Raw genomic sequence first — 18,779 nt, forward strand, 5'->3', positions numbered from 1 at the left:
TGGTGGCCCAGCCGCCCGACAACCGGCCGGCTGGGCCACCAGCCGGCCGTCGCTCTGCGCATCACAGCCCTCCGGCCGGCGTGGTCGCGCGCGACGGCGCAGCCCGTACGTACCTCTCAGGGCCAGGCCTCGTACGTCTCAGGCCCAGTCGGCCGCGCTGTCCAGATGTGGCAGAAAGTGATCGAGGCGCTCCCGCTTGGTCCGCAGGTAGGAAAGGTTCTCCTCGCACGGCGGTATCAGCAGCGGAACCTGCTCGGTCACCTTGATGCCGTGTTGCAGCAGCGCCTCGCGCTTGCGCGGGTTGTTGGAGAGGAGCCGTACGGACTGCACTCCGAGGTCGTGCAGGATCTTCGCCGCCACCTGGTAGTCGCGGGCGTCGACCGGAAGCCCGAGGGCGAGATTCGCCTCGACCGTGTCCAGTCCCTCGGCCTGGAGCTTCATCGCCTGCAACTTGGCCAACAGGCCGATACCGCGCCCCTCATGACCCTGTAGATAGATGAGAATGCCCCGCCCTTCCCGCACAATGGTGCGCAGCGTCGCCGACAGCTGCTCGCCGCACTCGCAATGTTTGGATCCGAAGGCGTCTCCGGTCAGGCACTCGGAGTGCAGCCGGGTAAGCACTTCCTCACCCTCGATATCCCCGTAGACCAGCGCTATTTGCTCATCCCCGCGATTGCGGTCCAGGTAGCCAAAAGCGAGAAAATCGCCGTGCACGGTCGACAGCCTGACATTCACCACTCGTTCGACAGCGGCAGGAAGAACACTGCTGCCGCACGCGCCACTACTTTCTGTCATGTCCTAATCCTATCCGGATAACCTGCGGTGAGGTACGGGAAAACGGCGAAGAAACCTCAACTGGCTCGTCGGTTGCTCGTGTTCGACCAGCGGATGCGCCATTGCCGCGTATCCTGCTCTTCCGGGCGGGCACGAACCTCCGTCTGCGGGCCCCGCATTCGGGGTCGCGCGGCGGCCGGATGCCGCGGAATGAAGAGCGAAAACGAAAGTCGGGCGAACATGAGCGCTTCGGGAACGCGACGGGCGGCCTCCGGCCTGTTGCCGCTGGACACCACGGAGGACGTGCGGGCCGGGCGAGCCGAGGTCGCCGTCCTTCCCATCGGCAGCTTCGAGCAACACGGCGCTTTTCTCCCACTGGTGACCGATACGGTCATCGCCTGCACCATCGCCCGGGAGGTCGCCGCCGCGTACCCGGTGCTCCACCTCCCTCCGGTAACGGTTTCCTGCTCGCACGAACACGCGGCGTGGCCGGGAACCGTCAGTATTTCCGCCGCGACCCTCTATGCAGTGGTGCGGGACATCGCCGACTCGCTCCGCCGGTCCGGTATCGGCGCTCTGATTCTGGTGAACGGGCACGGCGGAAACTACGTACTGCGCAACGTGGTTCAGGAATCCGCCGGCAGCGGTACGCGTATGGCGATTTTCCCGGGCTCGGCGGACTGGGATGCGGCACGGGCAAGGGCCGGTGTGCAGACCCCGTCGCACAGCGATATGCATGCGGGTGAACTCGAGACATCCATCCTGCTGCATGCCCATCCAGAACTCGTCCGCCCCGGTTATGAAACCGCCGATTGCCTCGCTGACGACCGCAAGCATCTGCTCACCCTCGGTATGCCGGCCTACACGGAGTCCGGTGTCATCGGACGCCCGTCAATGGCGTCCGCGGATAAGGGAAAAGAGCTGCTGGCCGGACTTGTCGATTCCTTCGGTGAGTACCTTTCCCTTCTCGCCCCCGCAACGGCCCTGACCCGACCGACCGACTCCGCCGACCCCCGGCAGCCGGTCCGTACCCCGGAGGAGACGCGATGACCGGTCGCACCGCCCAGCACCTCGGCGGCATACTGGATACGGAAGAGGCCTGGCAGCGCCTGCGCGGCATCAGGTCCGAAGCCGACGCCGAGATCGCCGGACTGGTCCAGGGAGCGGACGGCAACCGGCGCTGGGCGCAGGGCGCTTCGCCCGAGGCCGAGCAGCTCACCGACCGCTATCTGCCGCTGTGCCTGGCGGGTCCGCGCTTCACCATCGCGCAGCTCGGGCAGAGCCTCGACGGCTTCATCGCGACCCGTACCGGCGACGCCGACTACGTCACCGGCGAGGAGGACCGCCGTCATCTGCACCGCCTCCGTGCGCTCGCCGACGCCGTGGTCATAGGGGCCGGCACCGCCATCGCGGATGATCCCCAACTGACCGTGCGCGCCTGCGCGGGAGCCAACCCGGTGCGCGTCATCCTCGATCCGCACGGCCGGGTACCACTGCAGCGCCGGGTGTTCACGGATGGCTCAGCCCCCACTCTGTGGGTGGTGAGCGCCGGCTCCGACCGCGAGCAGGCCGTTCCCGACGGCGTCGAGCTCCTGATCCTGCCGGACAGGGATGCGTTCGCCCCCCGGCGCCTGGTGCGGACGCTCGCGCGGCGCGGCCTGAGCCGGGTGCTGATCGAGGGCGGCGGCGTCACCGTCTCCCGCTTCATGCACGAGCGGGCACTGCACCGGCTCTATGTCACCGTGGCGCCGGTCCTGCTCGGCGACGGCGTTCCCGGGCTTCGCTTCGCCGGTACGCCGGTGATGCGGGACGCGCTTCGTCCCCCGGTGCGACGTGCCGCCCTCGGCGAGGACACGCTCTTCGAAATCGACCTGCGGACGCGGCAGCTCAGCGAACCACTGGCCGACGAGCACGCCGATACCGGGCAGGCTCGTGACGAAGGTGAGTACTCCGTACACCACGGCGACGGTCAGCCCTTGGGTCGCGCCTAGGCCCGCCGCGCCGAAGGCCCAGGCGGTGACACCCTCCCTGGGCCCCCAGCCGCCGATGTTCAGCGGCACCGCCATGGCGAGCAGCGCCAGCACCATCAGCGGCAGCAACTCGGCCGGCGACGCCGCTGAACCCGCGGCCCGGGCGGCGAGGAGGAACATGCCGAGATGCCCCGCCAGCACCACGACGGAGGAGAAGACCACCCCGGGCCAGCTCCGGCGGCCGAACAGTCCACGGCGCGCTTCTGCCAGCGCCGCGGCAACGGCACACTGCCATCGCGACGTAAACCAGCCGCGAAGCCCGACGACGACGGCCGCGATCCCCAGCCCGCACACCAGGGCGAGGACCGCCGCGGCGCCCGGCGTCATGGCAAGGCGGTGGGCGAGCGGGCGGGTCGCCGCCAGGGCCAGCGAGGGCTGAGTGAGCAGCACCGATACGCCGACCGCTACCAGCACCACCTGCCCGGCGGCCCGTTCCAGGACGACCGCGCGGGCGCTCCGGCCGATGTCACCGGCGGACCGTCCGTGGCGTACCGCACGGTGCACATCGCCCAGGACGCCGCCGGGCAGCGCCGCGTTGATGAACAGGGCGCGGTAGTAGTCGGCCACGGCCCTGCCCAGCGGCAGCCGGATGTTCATGCCCTGGGCCACCAGGCGCCAACGCCAGGCGCTGAAGACGGTGGTGACCAGGCCGAGGCCGAGGGCGGCCAGGAGCGTGGGGCCGTCGATGCTGCGCAGCCCGTCCAGGAAGGCGCCGCTGCCCAGCCGCCACAGCAGCACGGCGAGGATCCCCGCCCCGGCCAGCGTGCCGAGGCGGGCGCGGACCGCTCGCACGATCACGACGTCCCTCCCGTCTGCCGGGGCAGCGCCAGCAGATCGCTGTGATACACCACCACCCGCAACTCACCCGCCGCGCACGCCGCCAGACGGCGCTGCAGATACGCCTCGGCGCGCGGCGCGAGATCCGGCTGCTGCTCACAGGCCGCGCCGACCCAGCCGCGCAGCCACTGTGCCGTCAGCGCGGACCGTTCGGCGCCGAGCCGCCACGGGCTGGCGTGCACGCGTACCGCCACGTCCCGCTGGGCGAAGGCTTCGCATGCCGCCGGGACGGCATCAGGCCCGAGCAGGTCGGTGCGGCGCTGGTGGGCGTTGAACGCGGCGACGATCTCCGCATCCAGCGGGTCAGTCGGCGTGAGCTCGACCCACCCCACCACCGAGAGCGCCAGCAGCGCCGGACATCCGGCCCCGGCGCAGGCCGCGGCAAGCCCCTCAATCTCCTCCCGGGTGAGCACATCCAGCAGAGCGGAGGCCGTCACCAGCGAGGTACCGGCAAGGTCGGCCGCGGTCAGGCGGCCGATGTCACCACGCTCCGTCGCGACCGTGACGCGGCTGCCGTCCGCGGCCATACGGGGTGTGTGCTCGGCGGCCAAGCCCAGCAGATCGGGATCGTGATCGTGCAGGATCCAGTGCTGGGGGCCGCCCAGCCGGGGGGCGAGCCAGCGTCCCATGGAGCCGGTGCCGCAGCCCAGATCGCGGATCACCACTCCAGTGGCCGACTGTGGCCGGTCCGCCAGGTAACGGCGCAGCGGTTCCAGGAGTTCGGGTGCGCGGGCGGCCGCGTCCGCCCCCTCTCGCAGCTCCAGCCACTCCGAGCTGTAGCGAGGCGCATTCATCGTGGTCAAGCAGTCCTCCAGGGTTCCCGGCGGAGTTGTTCCAGCAGACCGGCGAGGCTTTGCGATGTCGTCTCCCAGCCGTCCAGCGTGGCGCGCCGCCCGCGTGCGGCTGCCGTCAGCCGGCGTCGCAGGTCGGGCTCGCTGAGCCAGCGGCGCAGGGCGGCCGCGAGAGCCGCCGAGTCTTCTGGTGGTACGAGGCTGCCCGGCACGCTGCCGTCGGGTGCGCGCCCGAGCGCTTCCGGGACTCCGCCCACGGCTGTCGCCAGCACGGGAATGCCGCGCGCGAGCGCCTCGGTGATGGCCATGCCGTATGTCTCGGCATGGGAGGTGAGCACCATGAGGTCGGCGGCGGCGTAGCTCGCGTCCAGCACCGCCCCGGTCTGCGGGCCGACGAGACGTATCCGGTCGCCGAGGCCGAACTTGTCGATCAGCTCCCGGACCCGGGAGACGTAGCCGGGGTCCTGGCTCAGTCCGCCGACGAGATCGCAGCTCCAGGGCAGGCCGGTGACCTCCGCGAGAGCCTCCACCAGATGGTGCTGTCCCTTGCGTGGGGTTATCGCCGCCACGCACAGCAGCCGTGAGCCGCCGTCGGTGCCGGAGGCCAGCGGAGCGATGTCCGCGCCCGGGGCGGCGATTTGGAGCTGGCCGGGGTCGAGCCCGTGGTGGGCCACGAGCCGGTAGGCGGCCCAGCGGCTGGTCGCCACGACCGCCGACACGGCGCGCAGGGCCCTTCGCTCCCTGGCGTCCAGGTCCGCGGCCTCAGCGGGGTCGAGCCCGGTCTCATCGGCGAGCGGCAGGTGCACCAGGACGGCCAGGCGCAGCCGTTCGGCCTCCGGAACGACGATGTCGGGTACCCCACAGGCGACCAGTCCGTCGAGCAGGAGCATCGTGCCGTCCGCCGCCTCCGCGAGTATCCGCGCCAGTTCCGCACGGGCGGCGGCCGCGGGCTGTGGCCAGCTACCCGCGATGGCGTGCTCGTGGACCTCCCAGCCGAGCCCGGGCAGGTCCTGGCACACCCGTCGGTCGTAGGTGTTGCCGCCACTGGGCGCGGCCGGATCGTGCACGCCGCCCGGCATGACGAAGTGCAGCGAGCGTACGGACGTAGTTGCAGCGTCGACGGCGGCGTTCACAGGGTGCGCTCGTAACTCGCCCAGGCGATATGCGACTCGTGCAGGGTGACGGTGATGCCCGCCAGGCCGCGGGCACCCTCGCCCAGCGCCCCCGCGTGCACTCGGTCGGCGAGGCGGTCGGCGATGACCCGGGCCAGGAATTCGGTCGTGGTGTTGGTGCCGGCGAAGGCGGGTTCGTCATCGAGATTGCGATAGGTGAGTTCGCCCACCACACCGCTGAGTTCCCGGCCGGCCAGGCCGATGTCGACGACGATGTTGTCGGCGTCCAGCTCCGCGCGGCGGAAGGTGGCGTCCACGGTGAACGTAGCTCCGTGCAGGCGCTGCGCGGGACCGAAGACCTCTCCGCGGAAGCTGTGAGCGATCATGATGTGATCGCGGACGGTGATGCTGTACAACGACGACCCTCCGGCTGCGACACGTGTCATCCCCCCTGCTGGGGCATGACAGGGAATACGGCCGGGCCATTCTCCTTGTTCAGGCCGAATCCGCAGCAGGTTCGTACAGCACGCGGTGGCACAGCCCCGGGAGCCCGCCGGCGGCGAGGGCGGGCAACACCTTCGGCAGCTCCTCGAAGGCGCACTCGCCGGTGATCAGCGCGTCGAAAGCGGGATCGGAGAGCAGGTCGAGCGAGATCGCGAGCCGGTCGCCGAAGGTCCGCCGGGAGCTCCGGGCGGGGGAGACCGTGCCCACCTGGCTGCTGCGTACGGTCAGGCGGCGGGAGTGGAAGGCCTCACCCAGCGGCAGGCTGACCCGCCGGTCGCCGTACCAGCTCAGTTCGATGACCGTGCCCTCCGGGGCGAGGAGTTCCAGTGAGCGCGCGAGGCCGGCCTCGGTGGCGCTGGCATGGACGACCAGGTCACAGTCGCCCGCGGCCTCCTCGGGGAGCGCGAAGTCGACGCCGAGCGCCCTGGCGATATCAGCGCGCGCGGGGTCCGCGTCCACCAGCTGGGCGCGGACGGCGGGGTATCGGGCGAGGAGGGCGGCGACGCACGCGCCGACCATGCCGGCTCCGACCACGGCGATCCGGTCGCCGATCATCGGCGCGGCGTCCCACAGGGCGTTCACCGCGGTCTCCACCGTCCCGGCCAGTATGGCCCGCTGGGCCGGAACGGTGTCCGGCACCGGGGTCACCGCACTCGCTGGTACGACGTACCGGGTCTGGTGCGGGTAGAGGCAGAAGACCGTACGGCCCAGCAGGGAGGCCGGTCCCTCTTCGACGAGGCCGACGTTGAGATAGCCGTACTTGACCGGCCCCGGGAACTCACCGTCCTGGAACGGCGCCCGCATGGCGGCGCATTGGCTCTCCGGTACGCCACCGCGGAAGACCAGGGCCTCGGTTCCACGGCTCACACCGGAACACAGCGTTCGCACCAGAACCTCGTCGGCGGCTGGTTCCGCCAGGGGGACGTCCCGTATCTCGCCATGGCCGGGGGAGCGGACCCAGAAGGCTCGGGCTGCGCGCTTCATCGGCGTCCTCCTGAACATTCGGCCGAAGATTCACGTTTGGTAATCATGAGGCTGCGAGCAAGGTACGCGGCCCTGATCGACTCCGCCACACAGCCAAGGGGTGCACGGTGGTTCTGCACGGCATGTACGGCACCAGGCCGCTTGGGCGGGAGCCTGCCGCCGGAATGGGCGCGCAGATACTCCTGCTGGTCCTTCTGGGAGCGGCAGTCGGGCTTGGGCCCGCGGGATGGCTGACGGGCCTGGCGTTCGCGGTCGCCACGTGCATCGGCCTCACGCGAGCCCTGCACCGGTCGCGGCTCCAGCTCTTCGGACCGGCCAACCGCGTCACGCTTGCGCGGGCGACGCTCGTCGGGGGTGTGACCGCGCTGATCGCGGATTCCTTCGAGAGCCCGCCGCCGGTCACGGTCCTGGCCGCCCTCACCACGGTGGCGTTGATCCTCGACGCGGTCGACGGCCAAGTCGCCCGGCGTACAGGGACGGCGTCCTCCTTGGGAGCGCGCTTCGACATGGAGGTCGACGCCTTCCTGATCCTGGTGCTGAGCATCTACGTCGCCACGTCGCTGGGCGCGTGGGTGCTGTTGATCGGCGTCATGCGGTACGCCTTCGTCGCGGCGGCCTGGGTACTGCCGTGGCTGCGCGCGCCGCTGCCTCCGAGCATGGCCCGCAAGACGGTGGCCGCGCTGCAAGGGATCGCCCTGCTCGTGGTCGGCGCCGAGATCCTCCCGCCGTTGGTGTCTTTCGCGACGGTGCTCGTGGCGTTGGCGCTCCTCGTCTGGTCGTTCGTACGGGACATCAGGTGGCTGTGGGTGGTTCGGGATCGGGAATCCGTCTCAGCTGCGGCGTGAGGTCCGGCGTATCTGTCCATCGGCGGTCAGCTGAAGTTCTCCTCCGGGACGGCGTCGTCCTACCCCGTGCTGTGGTAGGTCAGGGGCTGCGGATTTCGGCCGGGTCGCCGGTCTCCGCGGTCCGTGGTGCTGAGCGGCCGTCCCTCAAGGTCGTGGCCCGGGCGGGCGGTGGTCATGGCCCGGCTGGTCCATGATCCAAGCTGTCCCGTTCTCCGCTTGCGGGGTTTATCAGAGTGACGCAGGTGGCGGCGAGAGCGCCCACGGACAGTCGTCGACCCGGCCGGCATTCGCCGGCCGGGTCTCGGATTATTTGATCAGCGCTTGAAGGCGTTCTTGATGTTCTGCACGGCCTGCTTGAGCCCGCCCTTGGCCTGCTCACCCTTACCCTCGGCCTGCAGGTACCGGTCACCAGTGGCTTTTCCGGTGTCCTTCTTCGCCTTCCCCCTGATCCTCTTCGCGGCATTTTCGATCTTCTTGCCGGCATCCATAGCCAGATCCTTTCCGGCGTTTCCTGCGGGTCCCGCAGGGCCTCCGCTCCACAGGTGCCCGTACCTCTGTGTTCAAACCTGTGAGAGCCGAGTAGCGAGAATTGTGGCCGCCTCCTTGAGCACTACCGGCAGCCCACGAGGTCGAAGAGCGACGGCGGCCAGCGTCGCCCGCGCCGGGCATGCGCCACGGACTCCCTCAGAAGACAGCAGCAGCGCGAGTTCGCGCGCCACGCGTCCACGGTGGTCGAGCTGCCGACGTGCCATCACCCGTTCCTGTCGCGCCCGGAGCTGCTGGCTCAGGTGATCGGATCGCTGACCGTCTGACAGCGGGCGTACGGCCGGACATCGACTATCCGCGCGTGCGCGGGGCCGTTCGGTAGTGCGGGGCGGTACCTGGCGCGGTAACGAGGCCGCCCCGGCTGGACGGTACGTACCAGCCGGGGCGGAACAGTCGCGGACGGTGCACGGTCGCCCGCGCGGCGAAAGCCCTCATGCGGCGAGCCATCCCCGCACGGGCGATGAGCGACCGGTCCCAGTTCGCGTCAGCCCAGGGTCGAGAGAGCCTGGTTGAAGGTCGCCGACGGACGCATGACCGCCGAGGCCTTCGTGACGTCGGGCTTGTAGTAGCCGCCGATGTCGGCCGGCGAGCCCTGCACCGCGATCAGTTCGTCGACGATGGTCTGCTCCTGCTCCGTCAGCGTCTGAGCCAGGCCGGCGAACGCCTTGGCGAGCTCCGGGTCGTCCGTCTGCTTCGCGAGCTCCTGCGCCCAGTACAGCGCCAGGTAGAAGTGGCTGCCGCGGTTGTCGATGCCACCGAGACGGCGGCTCGGCGACTTGTTCTCGTTGAGGAACGTGGCGGTCGCGCGGTCGAGGGTGTCGGCGAGCACCTGAGCCCGCGCGTTGCCCGTCCTCTGCGCGAGGTGCTCGAAGCTCACCGCCAGCGCGAGGAACTCACCCAGGCTGTCCCAGCGCAGGTAGTTCTCCTTGACCAGCTGCTGAACGTGCTTGGGCGCGGATCCGCCGGCACCGGTCTCGAACAGACCGCCACCGTTCATCAGCGGGACGACCGACAGCATCTTGGCGCTCGTGCCGAGCTCCAGGATCGGGAACAGGTCGGTCAGGTAGTCACGCAGCACGTTGCCGGTGACCGAGATCGTGTTCTCGCCGCGGCGGATGCGCTCCAGGGAGAACTTGATCGCGTCGACCGGCGCCATGATCTCGATCTGCAGACCTTCGGTGTCGTGCTCGGGCAGGTACGCCTTGACCTTCTCGATCAGGTTGGCGTCGTGCGCACGACCCTCGTCGAGCCAGAACACGGCCGGGTCGCCGGTCGCACGGGCGCGGGTGACAGCGAGCTTGACCCAGTCGCGGATCGGCGCGTCCTTGGTCTGGCACATACGGAAGATGTCGCCGGCGCTCACCGTCTGCGCCAGCACGACGTTGCCGCCGCCGTCCAGGACCCGCACCGTGCCCGTGGTGGGGATCTCGAAGGTCTTGTCGTGGCTGCCGTACTCCTCGGCCTTCTGCGCCATCAGGCCGACGTTCGGCACCGAGCCCATCGTCGCCGGGTCGAAGGCGCCGTTCGCGCGGCAGTCGTCGATGACGGCCTGGTAGATGCCCGCGTAGCTGCTGTCCGGGATGACCGCGAGGGTGTCGTGCTCCTGGCCGTCCGGACCCCACATGTGGCCGGAGGTACGGATCATGGCCGGCATGGAGGCGTCGACGATGACGTCGCTCGGCACGTGCAGGTTGGTGATGCCCCGGTCGGAGTCGACCATCGCCAGGTCCGGGCCCTCGGCCAGCTCGGCCTCGAAGGACGCCTTGATCGCCGCGCCCTCGGGCAGCGACTCCAGGCCCTTGAGAATGCCGCCGAGACCGTCGTTCGGGGTCAGACCGGCCTTGGCGAGCACCTCGCCGTACTCGGCGAACGTCTTCGGGAAGAAGGCCCGTACGACGTGGCCGAAGATGATCGGGTCGGAGACCTTCATCATCGTGGCCTTCAGGTGCACCGAGAACAGCACGTCCTCGGCCTTGGCCCGGGTGACCTGCTGCCCCAGGAACTCGCGCAGCGCCGCCACGCGCATGACAGCCGCGTCCACAACCTCGCCCGCGAGCACGGGCACCGACTCGCGCAGGACGGTGGTGGTGCCGTCGTCCCCCACGAGCTCGATACGCAGCGAGCCGTCCTCGGGGATGATCACGGACTTCTCGGTGGACCGGAAGTCGTCACCGCTCATGTGCGCGACGTTCGTCTTCGAGTCCGGGGTCCATGCGCCCATCTTGTGCGGGTGCGTCTTGGCGTAGTTCTTGACCGACGCAGGGGCGCGGCGGTCGGAGTTGCCCTCGCGGAGTACCGGGTTCACGGCGCTGCCCTTGACCTTGTCGTAGCGGGCGCGGATCTCCCGCTCCTCGTCGGTCTTCGGGTCGTCCGGGTAGTCCGGCAGCGCGTAGCCCTGCTGCTGCAGCTCGGCGATCGCCGCCTTCAGCTGCGGGATCGAGGCCGAGATGTTCGGCAGCTTGATGATGTTGGCCTCGGGGGTCTTGGCCAGCCGGCCGAGCTCGGCCAGCGCGTCGTTGATGCGCTGACCCTCCTTGAGGCGCTCCGGGAAGCTGGCGATGATCCGCCCCGCCAGGGAGATGTCGCGGGTCTCCACCTTCACCCCGGCCGTCGCGGCGTACGCCTCGACCACGGGCAGGAACGAGTACGTCGCCAGGGCCGGGGCCTCGTCAGTGTGCGTATAGATGATGGTCGAGTCAGTCACCGGGTGCTCCGCTCCACGTTTGTAACATTGCTCGACATCAAGATATCTGGTGTTCGGCGCCCTATGGACAGGGCCCTGCCCCCTGACCTACGACGGAAACGCGACATTTCGAATCAGCGGGGCCTGGTGGCGGTCGCCCCGTGGGCTTCCCCCGCAGAACTGGGGCTGTGAGGGCGGTGAGCGTTGATCGATTGCGCTGGCGGCGGTCGTTGGCCAATCCCCAACTGATCGCGCTGAGTGACCTGTCCCTCACAAATCCTGCAGGCCGTTGTCGGTGGCGGCGGTGTTCCACGCAGCCGGTGCGGAGCGCGATCGGCCGCTGCACTCCACTGGGCGTTTCGTCGTAACCGCAGGTGACCGGCCTTGCCCGCACCGCGAGCGGTTCCGGCAGAGAGCCAACGGCACCCGAGGGGCGACTCAGCTCTCGTCGAGTGCCGAGAGCGCCTCTTCGAGCCAGTTCACCCAGAACGTCTCCAGTGCGATGCCACCGCGCAGCACCAGGTGCCGCAGCCGGTCCTCGGCGGTCTCGCCTTCCGGGGCGAAGTCCCGCTTTTCGATCGCCTGGTAGTCGGTGAGCTGACGCTGGTGCAGGGCAAGATGCCGCCGGAGCTCGGCGTCCAGCCCCTCCGTACCGATGACGGCCGCCGCACGCATACGCACCAGCAGGGCGTCGCGGATGGGCTTGGGGTCCTGCCCGGCGGCGGCCCAGGCGGCCAGTTCCGCGCGGCCCGCGGGCAGGACCTCGTACTCCTTCTTCTGCCCGCGGGTCGGCTGTGCGGACGGCAGGGCGCGGATGAGCCCGGCCTGTTCCAGTTTTCCCAGTTCGCGGTAGATCTGCTGGTGTGTGGCCGACCAGAAGTAGCCGATCGACTTGTCGAACCTGCGGGTCAGCTCCAGCCCAGACGACGGCTTCTCGAGGAGGGCGGTGAGGATCGCGTGGGGGAGGGACATGACCGCATCCTAGGCGGCTGGGTCAGAGGGCCGCGGCCAGCCGTGTGCCCTGGTCAATGGCCCGCTTGGCGTCGAGTTCGGCGGCGACGTCGGCGCCGCCGATGAGGTGCACGGTGTGTCCGGCGGAGCGCAGGTCCTCGTACAGTCCGCGGCGCGGCTCCTGGCCGGCGCACAGGACGACGGTGTCCACGGAGAGGGTGCGGGCTTCGCCGTCGACGGTGATGTGCAGGCCCTTGTCGTCGATTCGGTCGTAGGTGACGCCCGCGATCATGGTGACGCCGCGGTGCTTGAGCTCGGTGCGGTGGATCCAGCCGGTGGTCTTGCCGAGGCCGGCGCCCACCTTGCTGGTCTTGCGCTGCAGGAGGTGGACGGTGCGCGGCGGGCTGGGGCGCTCGGGCCGGCGCAGGCCGCCCGGTGCCCGGTACTCGGTGTCCACGCCCCACCGGCGGAAGTACGTCTCGGGGTCCAGGCTCGCCGCGTCGCCGGCGTCGGTGAGGTACTCGGCGACGTCGAAGCCGATGCCGCCCGCGCCGATGACGGCGACGCGATCGCCCGCCTGCGCGGCGCCGGTGAGCAGATCGAGGTAGCTGACGACGCTGGGGTGGTCGACGCCGGGGACCGGGGGGGTCCGCGGGGTGACGCCCGTGGCGACGACGATCTCGTCGTACTCGCCGGAGGTGAAGGTGCCGGCCGTGACGGGAGTGTTCAGCCGGACGTCCACGCCGCGCAGTTCCAGCTGGGTGCGGAAGTAGCGCAGGGTCTCGTGGAACTCCTCCTTGCCGGGGATGCGGGCCGCGATGTTCAGCTGGCCGCCGATCTCCGGGGCGGCGTCGAAGAGCGTGACGCGGTGCCCGCGCTCGGCGGCGGACACGGCGCAGGCGAGCCCGGCGGGACCGGCGCCGACGACGGCCAGGCGCTTGGCGCGGCGGGTGGGGGAGAGGACGAGTTCGGTCTCATGGCAGGCCCGCGGGTTGACCAGACACGAGGTGAGCCTGCCGCCGAAGGTGTGATCCAGGCAGGCCTGGTTGCAGCCGATGCAGGTGTTGATGGTCTCGGGCCGGCCCGCGCCGGCCTTGGCGACGAAGTCGGGGTCGGCGAGCATCGGCCGGGCCATCGAGACCATGTCGGCGTAGCCCCCGGCGAGCAACTGCTCGGCCTTCTCGGGGGTGTTGATGCGGTTGGTGGTGACCAGCGGGATGGAGACGGCGCCCATCAGCTTCTTGGTGACCCAGGCGTATGCGCCGCGCGGCACCGAGGTGGCGATGGTGGGGATACGGGCCTCGTGCCAGCCGATGCCGGTGTTGATGATGGTCGCGCCTGCCGCCTCGATCTCCTTGGCGAGCGTGACCACCTCGTCGAGGGTGGAGCCGCCGGGCACCAGGTCGAGCATCGACAGGCGGTAGATCAGGATGAAGTCGCGGCCGACGCGCTCGCGGACGCGGCGGACGATCTCGCGGGGGAAGCGGGTGCGGTTCTCGTGCGAGCCGCCCCAGCGGTCGGTGCGGTGGTTGGTGGCGGACGCGATGAACTCGTTGATCAGGTAGCCCTCGGAGCCCATGATCTCGACACCGTCGTAGCCGGCCTGCTGGGCGAGGGCAGCGGCCCGGACGAAGTCCTCGACGGTCTCCTCGATCTCGTCGTCGGTGAGGGCGTGGGGTACGTACGGGCTGATCGGGGCCTGGATTGCGCTGGGGGCGACCAGGTCCTCGTGGTAGGCGTACCGCCCGAAGTGCAGGATCTGCAGGGCTATCCGCCCGCCCTCGCGGTGGACGGCGGCGGTGACCTCGGCGTGCCGCTGCGCTTCTGCCTCGGTGGTGAGCTTGGCACCGCCGGGGTAGGGGCGTCCGCGGTCGTTGGGGGCGATGCCGCCGGTGACGATGAGGCCGACGCCGCCCCTGGCGCGGGCCGCGTAGAACGCCGCCATGCGCTCGAATCCGCGCTCAGCCTCTTCCAGGCCGACGTGCATGGATCCCATCAGTACGCGGTTGGGAAGGGTGGTGAAGCCCAGGTCCAGGGGGCTCAGCAGGTGCGGGTACGCGCTCATCGCGGCTCTCCTCCGAGGTGTCGTCCGCGCGATTATGCAACAAGTTGCATAACTCACCAAGGGGGCGGCTGGTGAGCGTCGCAATGCGGCGGTGTTGCGAAGAACACAGTGCGCATCGGCCGGTCACCGGCGCACCGGGACAACGGGAACGCGGTTCCCGGCATCTTCCGAGGCGACCCCCCATAGGAGGTGCCGGAACATGAGGTACCGGAATGTACGGAAACGGCCCGCTGCCGCTGCCGCTGCCCGGCGCAGGCGCTGGATCGACTATCCCCGCCCCGGCCGGCGGGGCCTGCGCCGCTGGCTGCCGTCGTGGCGGCTGGCGCTCGGCACCTGCCTGCTGTGCAGCGGCAGCATGATGGGGCTCTTCGTCATCGCGTACGTCAGCGTGGAGATCCCCGACGAGAATGCCGCGGCTCGCCAGGAGGCCACCGTCTATTACTGGGCGGACGGCACCCAGATGGTGAGCGTGGGAGCTGTGAACCGGCAGAACGTCGCGCTCGGCGAGGTGCCGCAGTCGTTCCAGAATGCCGTGATAGCGGCCGAGAACGAGAGCTTCTACAGCGACTCCGGCGTATCGCTCAAGGGCCTTGCCCGGGCGATACTGAACATGGCCGGCGGCCGGGAGACCCAGGGCGGCTCCACCATCACCCAGCAGTATGTGAAGAACAGCTACCTCTCGCAGGAGCAGACACTCAGCCGCAAAGTCCAGGAATTCTTCATCGCGTTGAAGCTCGACAACGAGAAGAGCAAGCAGGAAATCCTCCAGGGCTACGTCAACACCAGTTGGTTCGGCCGCGGTGCCTACGGGATTCAGGCCGCGGCCCAGGCCTACTACGGCGTGGACGTCCAAGAGCTCAACGCCAGTGAGAGCGCCCTGCTGGCCGCTGTGCTGAAGGGATCCGAGGAATACGACCCAGGGCTGAGCCGCGCCAACCACGAGCGGGCGAAGGCCCGTTGGAAGTGGATCCTGGACCGGGAGGTCGCCACCGGCAGGATGAGTACGTCGGAGCGGGCGAAGTACCACAAATTCCCGGAGCCGCTCCCACTCTCCAAGGCCACCGGCTTATCCGGACAGATCGGCTATCTCGTCGATGTCGCCAACAAATACATCAGGAACCGTACGCATCTGACCGACCAGGACCTCGCCCGTGGCGGCTACCGCATCCACACCACCTTCGAGCAGGACAAGGTGCGGCGGCTGGAGCAGGCGGTCAGGAAGGTGCGCGAGGAGAACCTCGACCCGAAGAATCGCGCGGCCGACCGGCATGTGGAGGTCGGTGCCGCGTCGGTGCGGCCCAAGGACGGGGCCATTGTCGCGGTCTACGGAGGCGCCGACGCGACCCGGCACTTCAGCAACAACGCGGACACCTCGGGCGTACCGGTCGGGTCGTCCTTCAAGCCCTTCGTGCTCGCGGCGGAGTACGAAAGCGCCGCAATGGCCGGCCCGTACCACCCGAACAAGGGTCCGTACCCGGTGGACGTGCAGCTGACGTACCCGGACTTGCGTCAGAGCCTCAACCTGACGGCCAACGCGCCGTTCGTCGAGGCCGGACAGCGCATCGGACTCGAGGAGATCAGGGACGTGGCCATCGGGTCCGGGCTGCGCGCGGAGAGCCTGGCACCCCTGGAGCCCAGCTTCCCCCTCGGCACCTCGACCCCCAGCGCGATCCGTATGGCAGACGCGTATACGACCTTCACCAACGGCGGCACCCGTGCCGACCCCTATTCCGTGGTCAAAGTGCTTCACGACGGCCAGCCGGTCGGCGGCTTCGACAAGCCGCCGGTGCGACGCGTCATGGAGCCGTATGTGGCGGACAACGTTGCCGCCGCGCTGGGAATCTTCGCCGGGAAGACCCTCCCCTTCGAGGACATCCAGTTCCTGGAGAGGGTCGCCGCGGGCGGGACCGGTGCCGAGGACCACATGAAGTCGGCATGGTTCATCGGCCACGCGGACGATCTGACCACCGCCGTGACCATGTTCCGCACCAAGCCCGGCGTCCCCCAACTTCTCCCGATGCAGGGTGTGGGCGGTCCCGGTTCGGTTCGCGGCACCATCTTCCCGCCGCAGATCTGGACCGCGTACGCCAACGCCATCAGCAAGGGGTGACGGAGGAATCTCGGAGTTCGAGGACGTCGATCCGCGGGCTTGGTGTCCGCCGGCTGTGGGCCTCTCCGAGCGGAGAGGCCCAACGTGGCGTCAGCTCCGCAGCGGTCCCTCACAGCGGTAAGGCGCCGTGCCCGTGTACCCGCCCGGGGCGATGTCCACCGTGCCGAAGGAACAGTTCATGTCGGCCAGGTTGTTGTCGCCCGCCTTCGCCCGGTCGAGAATGGCGTAGTCGACTGTCTCGCTCATGTCCTTGAAGACGAGGTCGGGGTTGCCGGCACTGCTCAGGTTGGCGGTGATGCGGCCTGTGCAGACGAACCTCGGACGCTCCGGGGCACCGTTGGAACGGCACTGGGGCGTGATGCCGGTCGTGGCGGTGAAGGACGAGCGGACTTCGCCGGCCGTGGCATCCCGTAGCTGCCCGATGGGTGTGTAGGTGGTGTTGGGCACGTACAGGTCGTCGACGTGCGCGATCTGCTCGTCCAGGAAGGCGTCGTACGCGCGCTGCACCTCGGCGTCGTTGCCGAGCCGGCTCCGCCAGGTGTCGAACCCGGCCGGGTCGTCGGACCGCAGATGGCCGTACATCTCCCGCAGCAGCGACGGACGTTCGGTCCACAGGAACTCGAAGAAGGTGCCCGCGTAGTCGTAGAAGCGGAAGCCGTCTCCGTCGTAGGTGGCGTGCAGCAGCTGGTCCACGGTCATGCGCGGTGTGCCGCCGGCCGTGTCGTTGATGATGCCCTGGACCAGTGCCTTGCGGACAGCGATGCCGTTGTCGCGGGTGCCGCCGTCGAAGAACTCGGCGGTTCCCTCGTCCATCGCGGTGGTCCGGTCGCCCTCGTACCACGGTCCCTCGCCGAAGAGACCCGGCACCGCCCACCGGCCGTTGAGATAGTGCGTGTACTCGTGGCGGAACAGCTCCTCCAGCGTGAGCCGGGAATCCTGCGGGACCCGGCGCTGGTAGGTGTAGAACGTCGCGCCCTTCTCGATGTAGATGCCGCCGTTGTTCGTGCTCAGGCCGGTCAGCAGCGGCTGGTAGACCTCGTAGTCCCTGCGGGACGCGTACAGCACGGTGTTCAGCCTGGTGTTGGTGTCGCCCGCGAGCGGCTGCTCGGTGCCGAGGACCCGGTGGAACTGGGCCTTGACCTGCTTGCTCGCGTAGTAGAGCTGGTCGACGGTGTCCCGGTCCAGCGCGGTGCGGATCTTGATCCCGCCGTTGTCGTAGGCGTACGTGTGCGGGAAGAGCCGGCGCTCGATGTCCTCCCTGCACACTCCGTACTGCTTGCACGCGCCGAACTCGTTGAGCCACGTGGCGACCTTCGCCCAGGGTTCGCTGCCGTCGCCGAAGTTGCGTGCGGTGGTGTCCAGCAGTCCGCCGAGGCTGTCGACGATCTCGCGGTGGAGCGGTTCGATCTGGCCCAGCCGCCCGTACTCGCCGAGGACGTCCCGCACCACCCAGGCGTTGTCCGTGCCCTTGAGGTGGATGTAGCCGGCGAAGGCCTTGAACGCCGCGCGGTAGGAGGTGTCCTCGGTGACGGCGGTACGGAAGGCGGTGTCCTGGTTGCCGGGGTAGACGCCCAGGTAGTTGAGGGAGAGCGCGGCGAGCGCCGCCCCGGCCCAGGAGGTGTCTCGGGCCGTGTCGGGGTGTGCGGCGTCCATCGTCGCCAGTACGCCCTTGACGAGGGGCAGTTGGTGCTGCCGGAGCCCGGGGGCGCTGGCCGCGTAGAGGGACTCGCGGAGGGTCTCGGCGTTGCTGCGGGTCACGTCGAAGGTGCGGGCGGCCGTGCCGAAGGCGTCGATGGCACGGCGCATGGCGTCCACGGTCGGCGGGTCGGTGATGTCGATCTCGTCGTGTGAGAAGTCCTGGTAGGCGACGGCGTGGAGATAGGTGAACATCTCCAGCAGATGGCTGCCGTTCTTGCCGTCGTGGGCGGCGGCGAGCTGGGTGATACGGCGGGATACGGCCTGGACGTGCGCGTCGGACATGACTGGGACCAGCCGCTGGTCCCAGGTCCAGATGAGATTGCGCAGACAGCCGTCGGCGGTGACGGCCGGGTCGGTGAGGAAGTCGGCGAACTGCTCGGGGGACAGGCCCGTGATGCCGTCGAGGGTGCATGGAATGCCTGTCGCTGACCGCGCGACGGCCTTGTGTGCCGGCTTTGCCGTACGGGGGCCGGGGACGCGGCCGTCGGTGAGGCCGCCGGGTGCCGAGGGCTTCCGGATACCGGGCTTCGGGGCCCTGGCCAGGTGATCGACCGTGTCGAAGGGATGCGGCGCGGAGGGTACGGCGGCGGCCGGTCGTACGGCGGACCGTGCGGTGGGGGCGGGAGCCGCGTAACCGGCCTGGGCGGCCGTGGCGCAGAGGGTCACCGCTATCGCGGCGGTGAGCAGGGAGCTGCGCAGGGTTGTCGACTGGGACACCGATGACTCCTGTGTGGGAGGTGGCAAGTGAAGGGCAGCGGTGCGGCAGGCGGTCAACTGCCTGGTGAATGGCGGCGCTTGGGGGTTCGTAGAAGCGCCATGTGATGTGTAACGTAGTAATGTGAAATGGCA

At 69.5% G+C, this 18,779-nt stretch carries 14 protein-coding genes and 1 pseudogene; 4 read left to right on the forward strand and 11 right to left on the reverse strand.

Annotated features, from left to right (window positions below; genetic code table 11):
- Window positions 1–138: 138 nt before the first annotated feature.
- Window positions 139–795 carry a GTP cyclohydrolase II gene (gene ribA, locus ACY34J_RS25740; protein ID WP_462729008.1) on the reverse strand — a complete coding sequence of 219 codons (657 nt, stop codon included), beginning with the start codon at window positions 793–795 and terminating at the stop codon, window positions 139–141.
- A 219-nt stretch (window positions 796–1,014) separates the two neighbouring features.
- On the opposite strand from ribA, the gene ACY34J_RS25745 reads away from it, so the two are divergent.
- Entirely contained in the window at window positions 1,015–1,824 is an 810-nt protein-coding gene (locus ACY34J_RS25745) for a creatininase family protein (RefSeq protein WP_462729030.1), read from the forward strand.
- Window positions 1,821–2,765, forward strand: a complete 945-nt coding sequence (locus tag ACY34J_RS25750) for a RibD family protein (protein ID WP_462729009.1) — start codon at window positions 1,821–1,823, stop codon at window positions 2,763–2,765. The genes ACY34J_RS25745 and ACY34J_RS25750 overlap by 4 nt, the downstream gene beginning before the upstream one ends.
- Here the strand turns inward: ACY34J_RS25750 and ACY34J_RS25755 are convergent.
- From ACY34J_RS25755 to ACY34J_RS25775, 5 genes and pseudogenes are all read right to left on the reverse strand, one after another.
- A pseudogene (locus tag ACY34J_RS25755) lies at window positions 2,754–3,602 on the reverse strand (lysylphosphatidylglycerol synthase transmembrane domain-containing protein); the annotation flags it as partial. The gene ACY34J_RS25750 and the pseudogene ACY34J_RS25755 sit on opposite strands and share 12 nt — an antisense overlap.
- Complete coding sequence (locus tag ACY34J_RS25760; RefSeq protein ID WP_462729031.1) at window positions 3,599–4,435, reverse strand: class I SAM-dependent methyltransferase; 837 nt, start codon at window positions 4,433–4,435, stop codon at window positions 3,599–3,601. The pseudogene ACY34J_RS25755 and the gene ACY34J_RS25760, both read right to left, overlap by 4 nt.
- A 5-nt stretch (window positions 4,436–4,440) precedes the next feature.
- Window positions 4,441–5,511 (reverse strand): glycosyltransferase family 4 protein, encoded by a 1,071-nt coding sequence (locus tag ACY34J_RS25765; protein WP_462729032.1) that lies wholly within the window; start codon window positions 5,509–5,511, stop codon window positions 4,441–4,443.
- Window positions 5,512–5,561: 50 nt separating this feature from the next.
- Entirely contained in the window at window positions 5,562–5,960 is a 399-nt protein-coding gene (locus ACY34J_RS25770) for a 6-pyruvoyl trahydropterin synthase family protein (RefSeq protein WP_462729033.1), read from the reverse strand.
- Window positions 5,961–6,039: 79 nt separating this feature from the next.
- The gene (locus ACY34J_RS25775; RefSeq protein ID WP_462729010.1) at window positions 6,040–7,032 is read right to left on the reverse strand and encodes a zinc-dependent alcohol dehydrogenase; all 993 of its coding nucleotides are present in this window, start codon (window positions 7,030–7,032) and stop codon (window positions 6,040–6,042) included.
- A gap of 122 nt (window positions 7,033–7,154) precedes the next feature.
- On the opposite strand from ACY34J_RS25775, the gene ACY34J_RS25780 reads away from it, so the two are divergent.
- A complete protein-coding gene (locus tag ACY34J_RS25780; protein ID WP_462729034.1) occupies window positions 7,155–7,877 on the forward strand; it encodes a CDP-alcohol phosphatidyltransferase family protein in 723 nt (240 codons plus the stop codon).
- A 314-nt stretch (window positions 7,878–8,191) separates the two neighbouring features.
- On the opposite strand, the gene ACY34J_RS25785 is transcribed toward ACY34J_RS25780, so the two are convergent.
- The 4 genes from ACY34J_RS25785 to ACY34J_RS25800 all read right to left on the reverse strand — a co-directional run bounded on the left by ACY34J_RS25785 (window position 8,192) and on the right by ACY34J_RS25800 (window position 14,122).
- Window positions 8,192–8,365: a CsbD family protein gene (locus ACY34J_RS25785; protein ID WP_462729011.1), complete on the reverse strand. Its 174-nt coding sequence runs from the start codon at window positions 8,363–8,365 to the stop codon at window positions 8,192–8,194.
- 542 nt (window positions 8,366–8,907) lie between these two features.
- Window positions 8,908–11,127: an NADP-dependent isocitrate dehydrogenase gene (locus tag ACY34J_RS25790; RefSeq protein ID WP_462729012.1), complete on the reverse strand. Its 2,220-nt coding sequence runs from the start codon at window positions 11,125–11,127 to the stop codon at window positions 8,908–8,910.
- Between the two features lie 417 nt (window positions 11,128–11,544).
- The gene (locus ACY34J_RS25795) at window positions 11,545–12,078 is read right to left on the reverse strand and encodes a PadR family transcriptional regulator (RefSeq protein ID WP_462729013.1); all 534 of its coding nucleotides are present in this window, start codon (window positions 12,076–12,078) and stop codon (window positions 11,545–11,547) included.
- Between the two features lie 22 nt (window positions 12,079–12,100).
- A complete protein-coding gene (locus tag ACY34J_RS25800) occupies window positions 12,101–14,122 on the reverse strand; it encodes an NADPH-dependent 2,4-dienoyl-CoA reductase (RefSeq protein WP_462729014.1) in 2,022 nt (673 codons plus the stop codon).
- A gap of 199 nt (window positions 14,123–14,321) precedes the next feature.
- Here ACY34J_RS25800 and ACY34J_RS25805 point away from each other — a divergent pair, with 199 nt between their 5' ends.
- Entirely contained in the window at window positions 14,322–16,232 is a 1,911-nt protein-coding gene (locus tag ACY34J_RS25805; RefSeq protein ID WP_462729015.1) for a transglycosylase domain-containing protein, read from the forward strand.
- A gap of 90 nt (window positions 16,233–16,322) precedes the next feature.
- Here ACY34J_RS25805 and ACY34J_RS25810 read toward each other — a convergent pair whose 3' ends face one another.
- The gene (locus tag ACY34J_RS25810) at window positions 16,323–18,647 is read right to left on the reverse strand and encodes a collagenase (RefSeq protein WP_462729016.1); all 2,325 of its coding nucleotides are present in this window, start codon (window positions 18,645–18,647) and stop codon (window positions 16,323–16,325) included.
- Between the last annotated feature and the right edge of the window lie 132 nt (window positions 18,648–18,779).

The organism is Streptomyces sp. HSS9-12 (assembly GCF_054963655.1).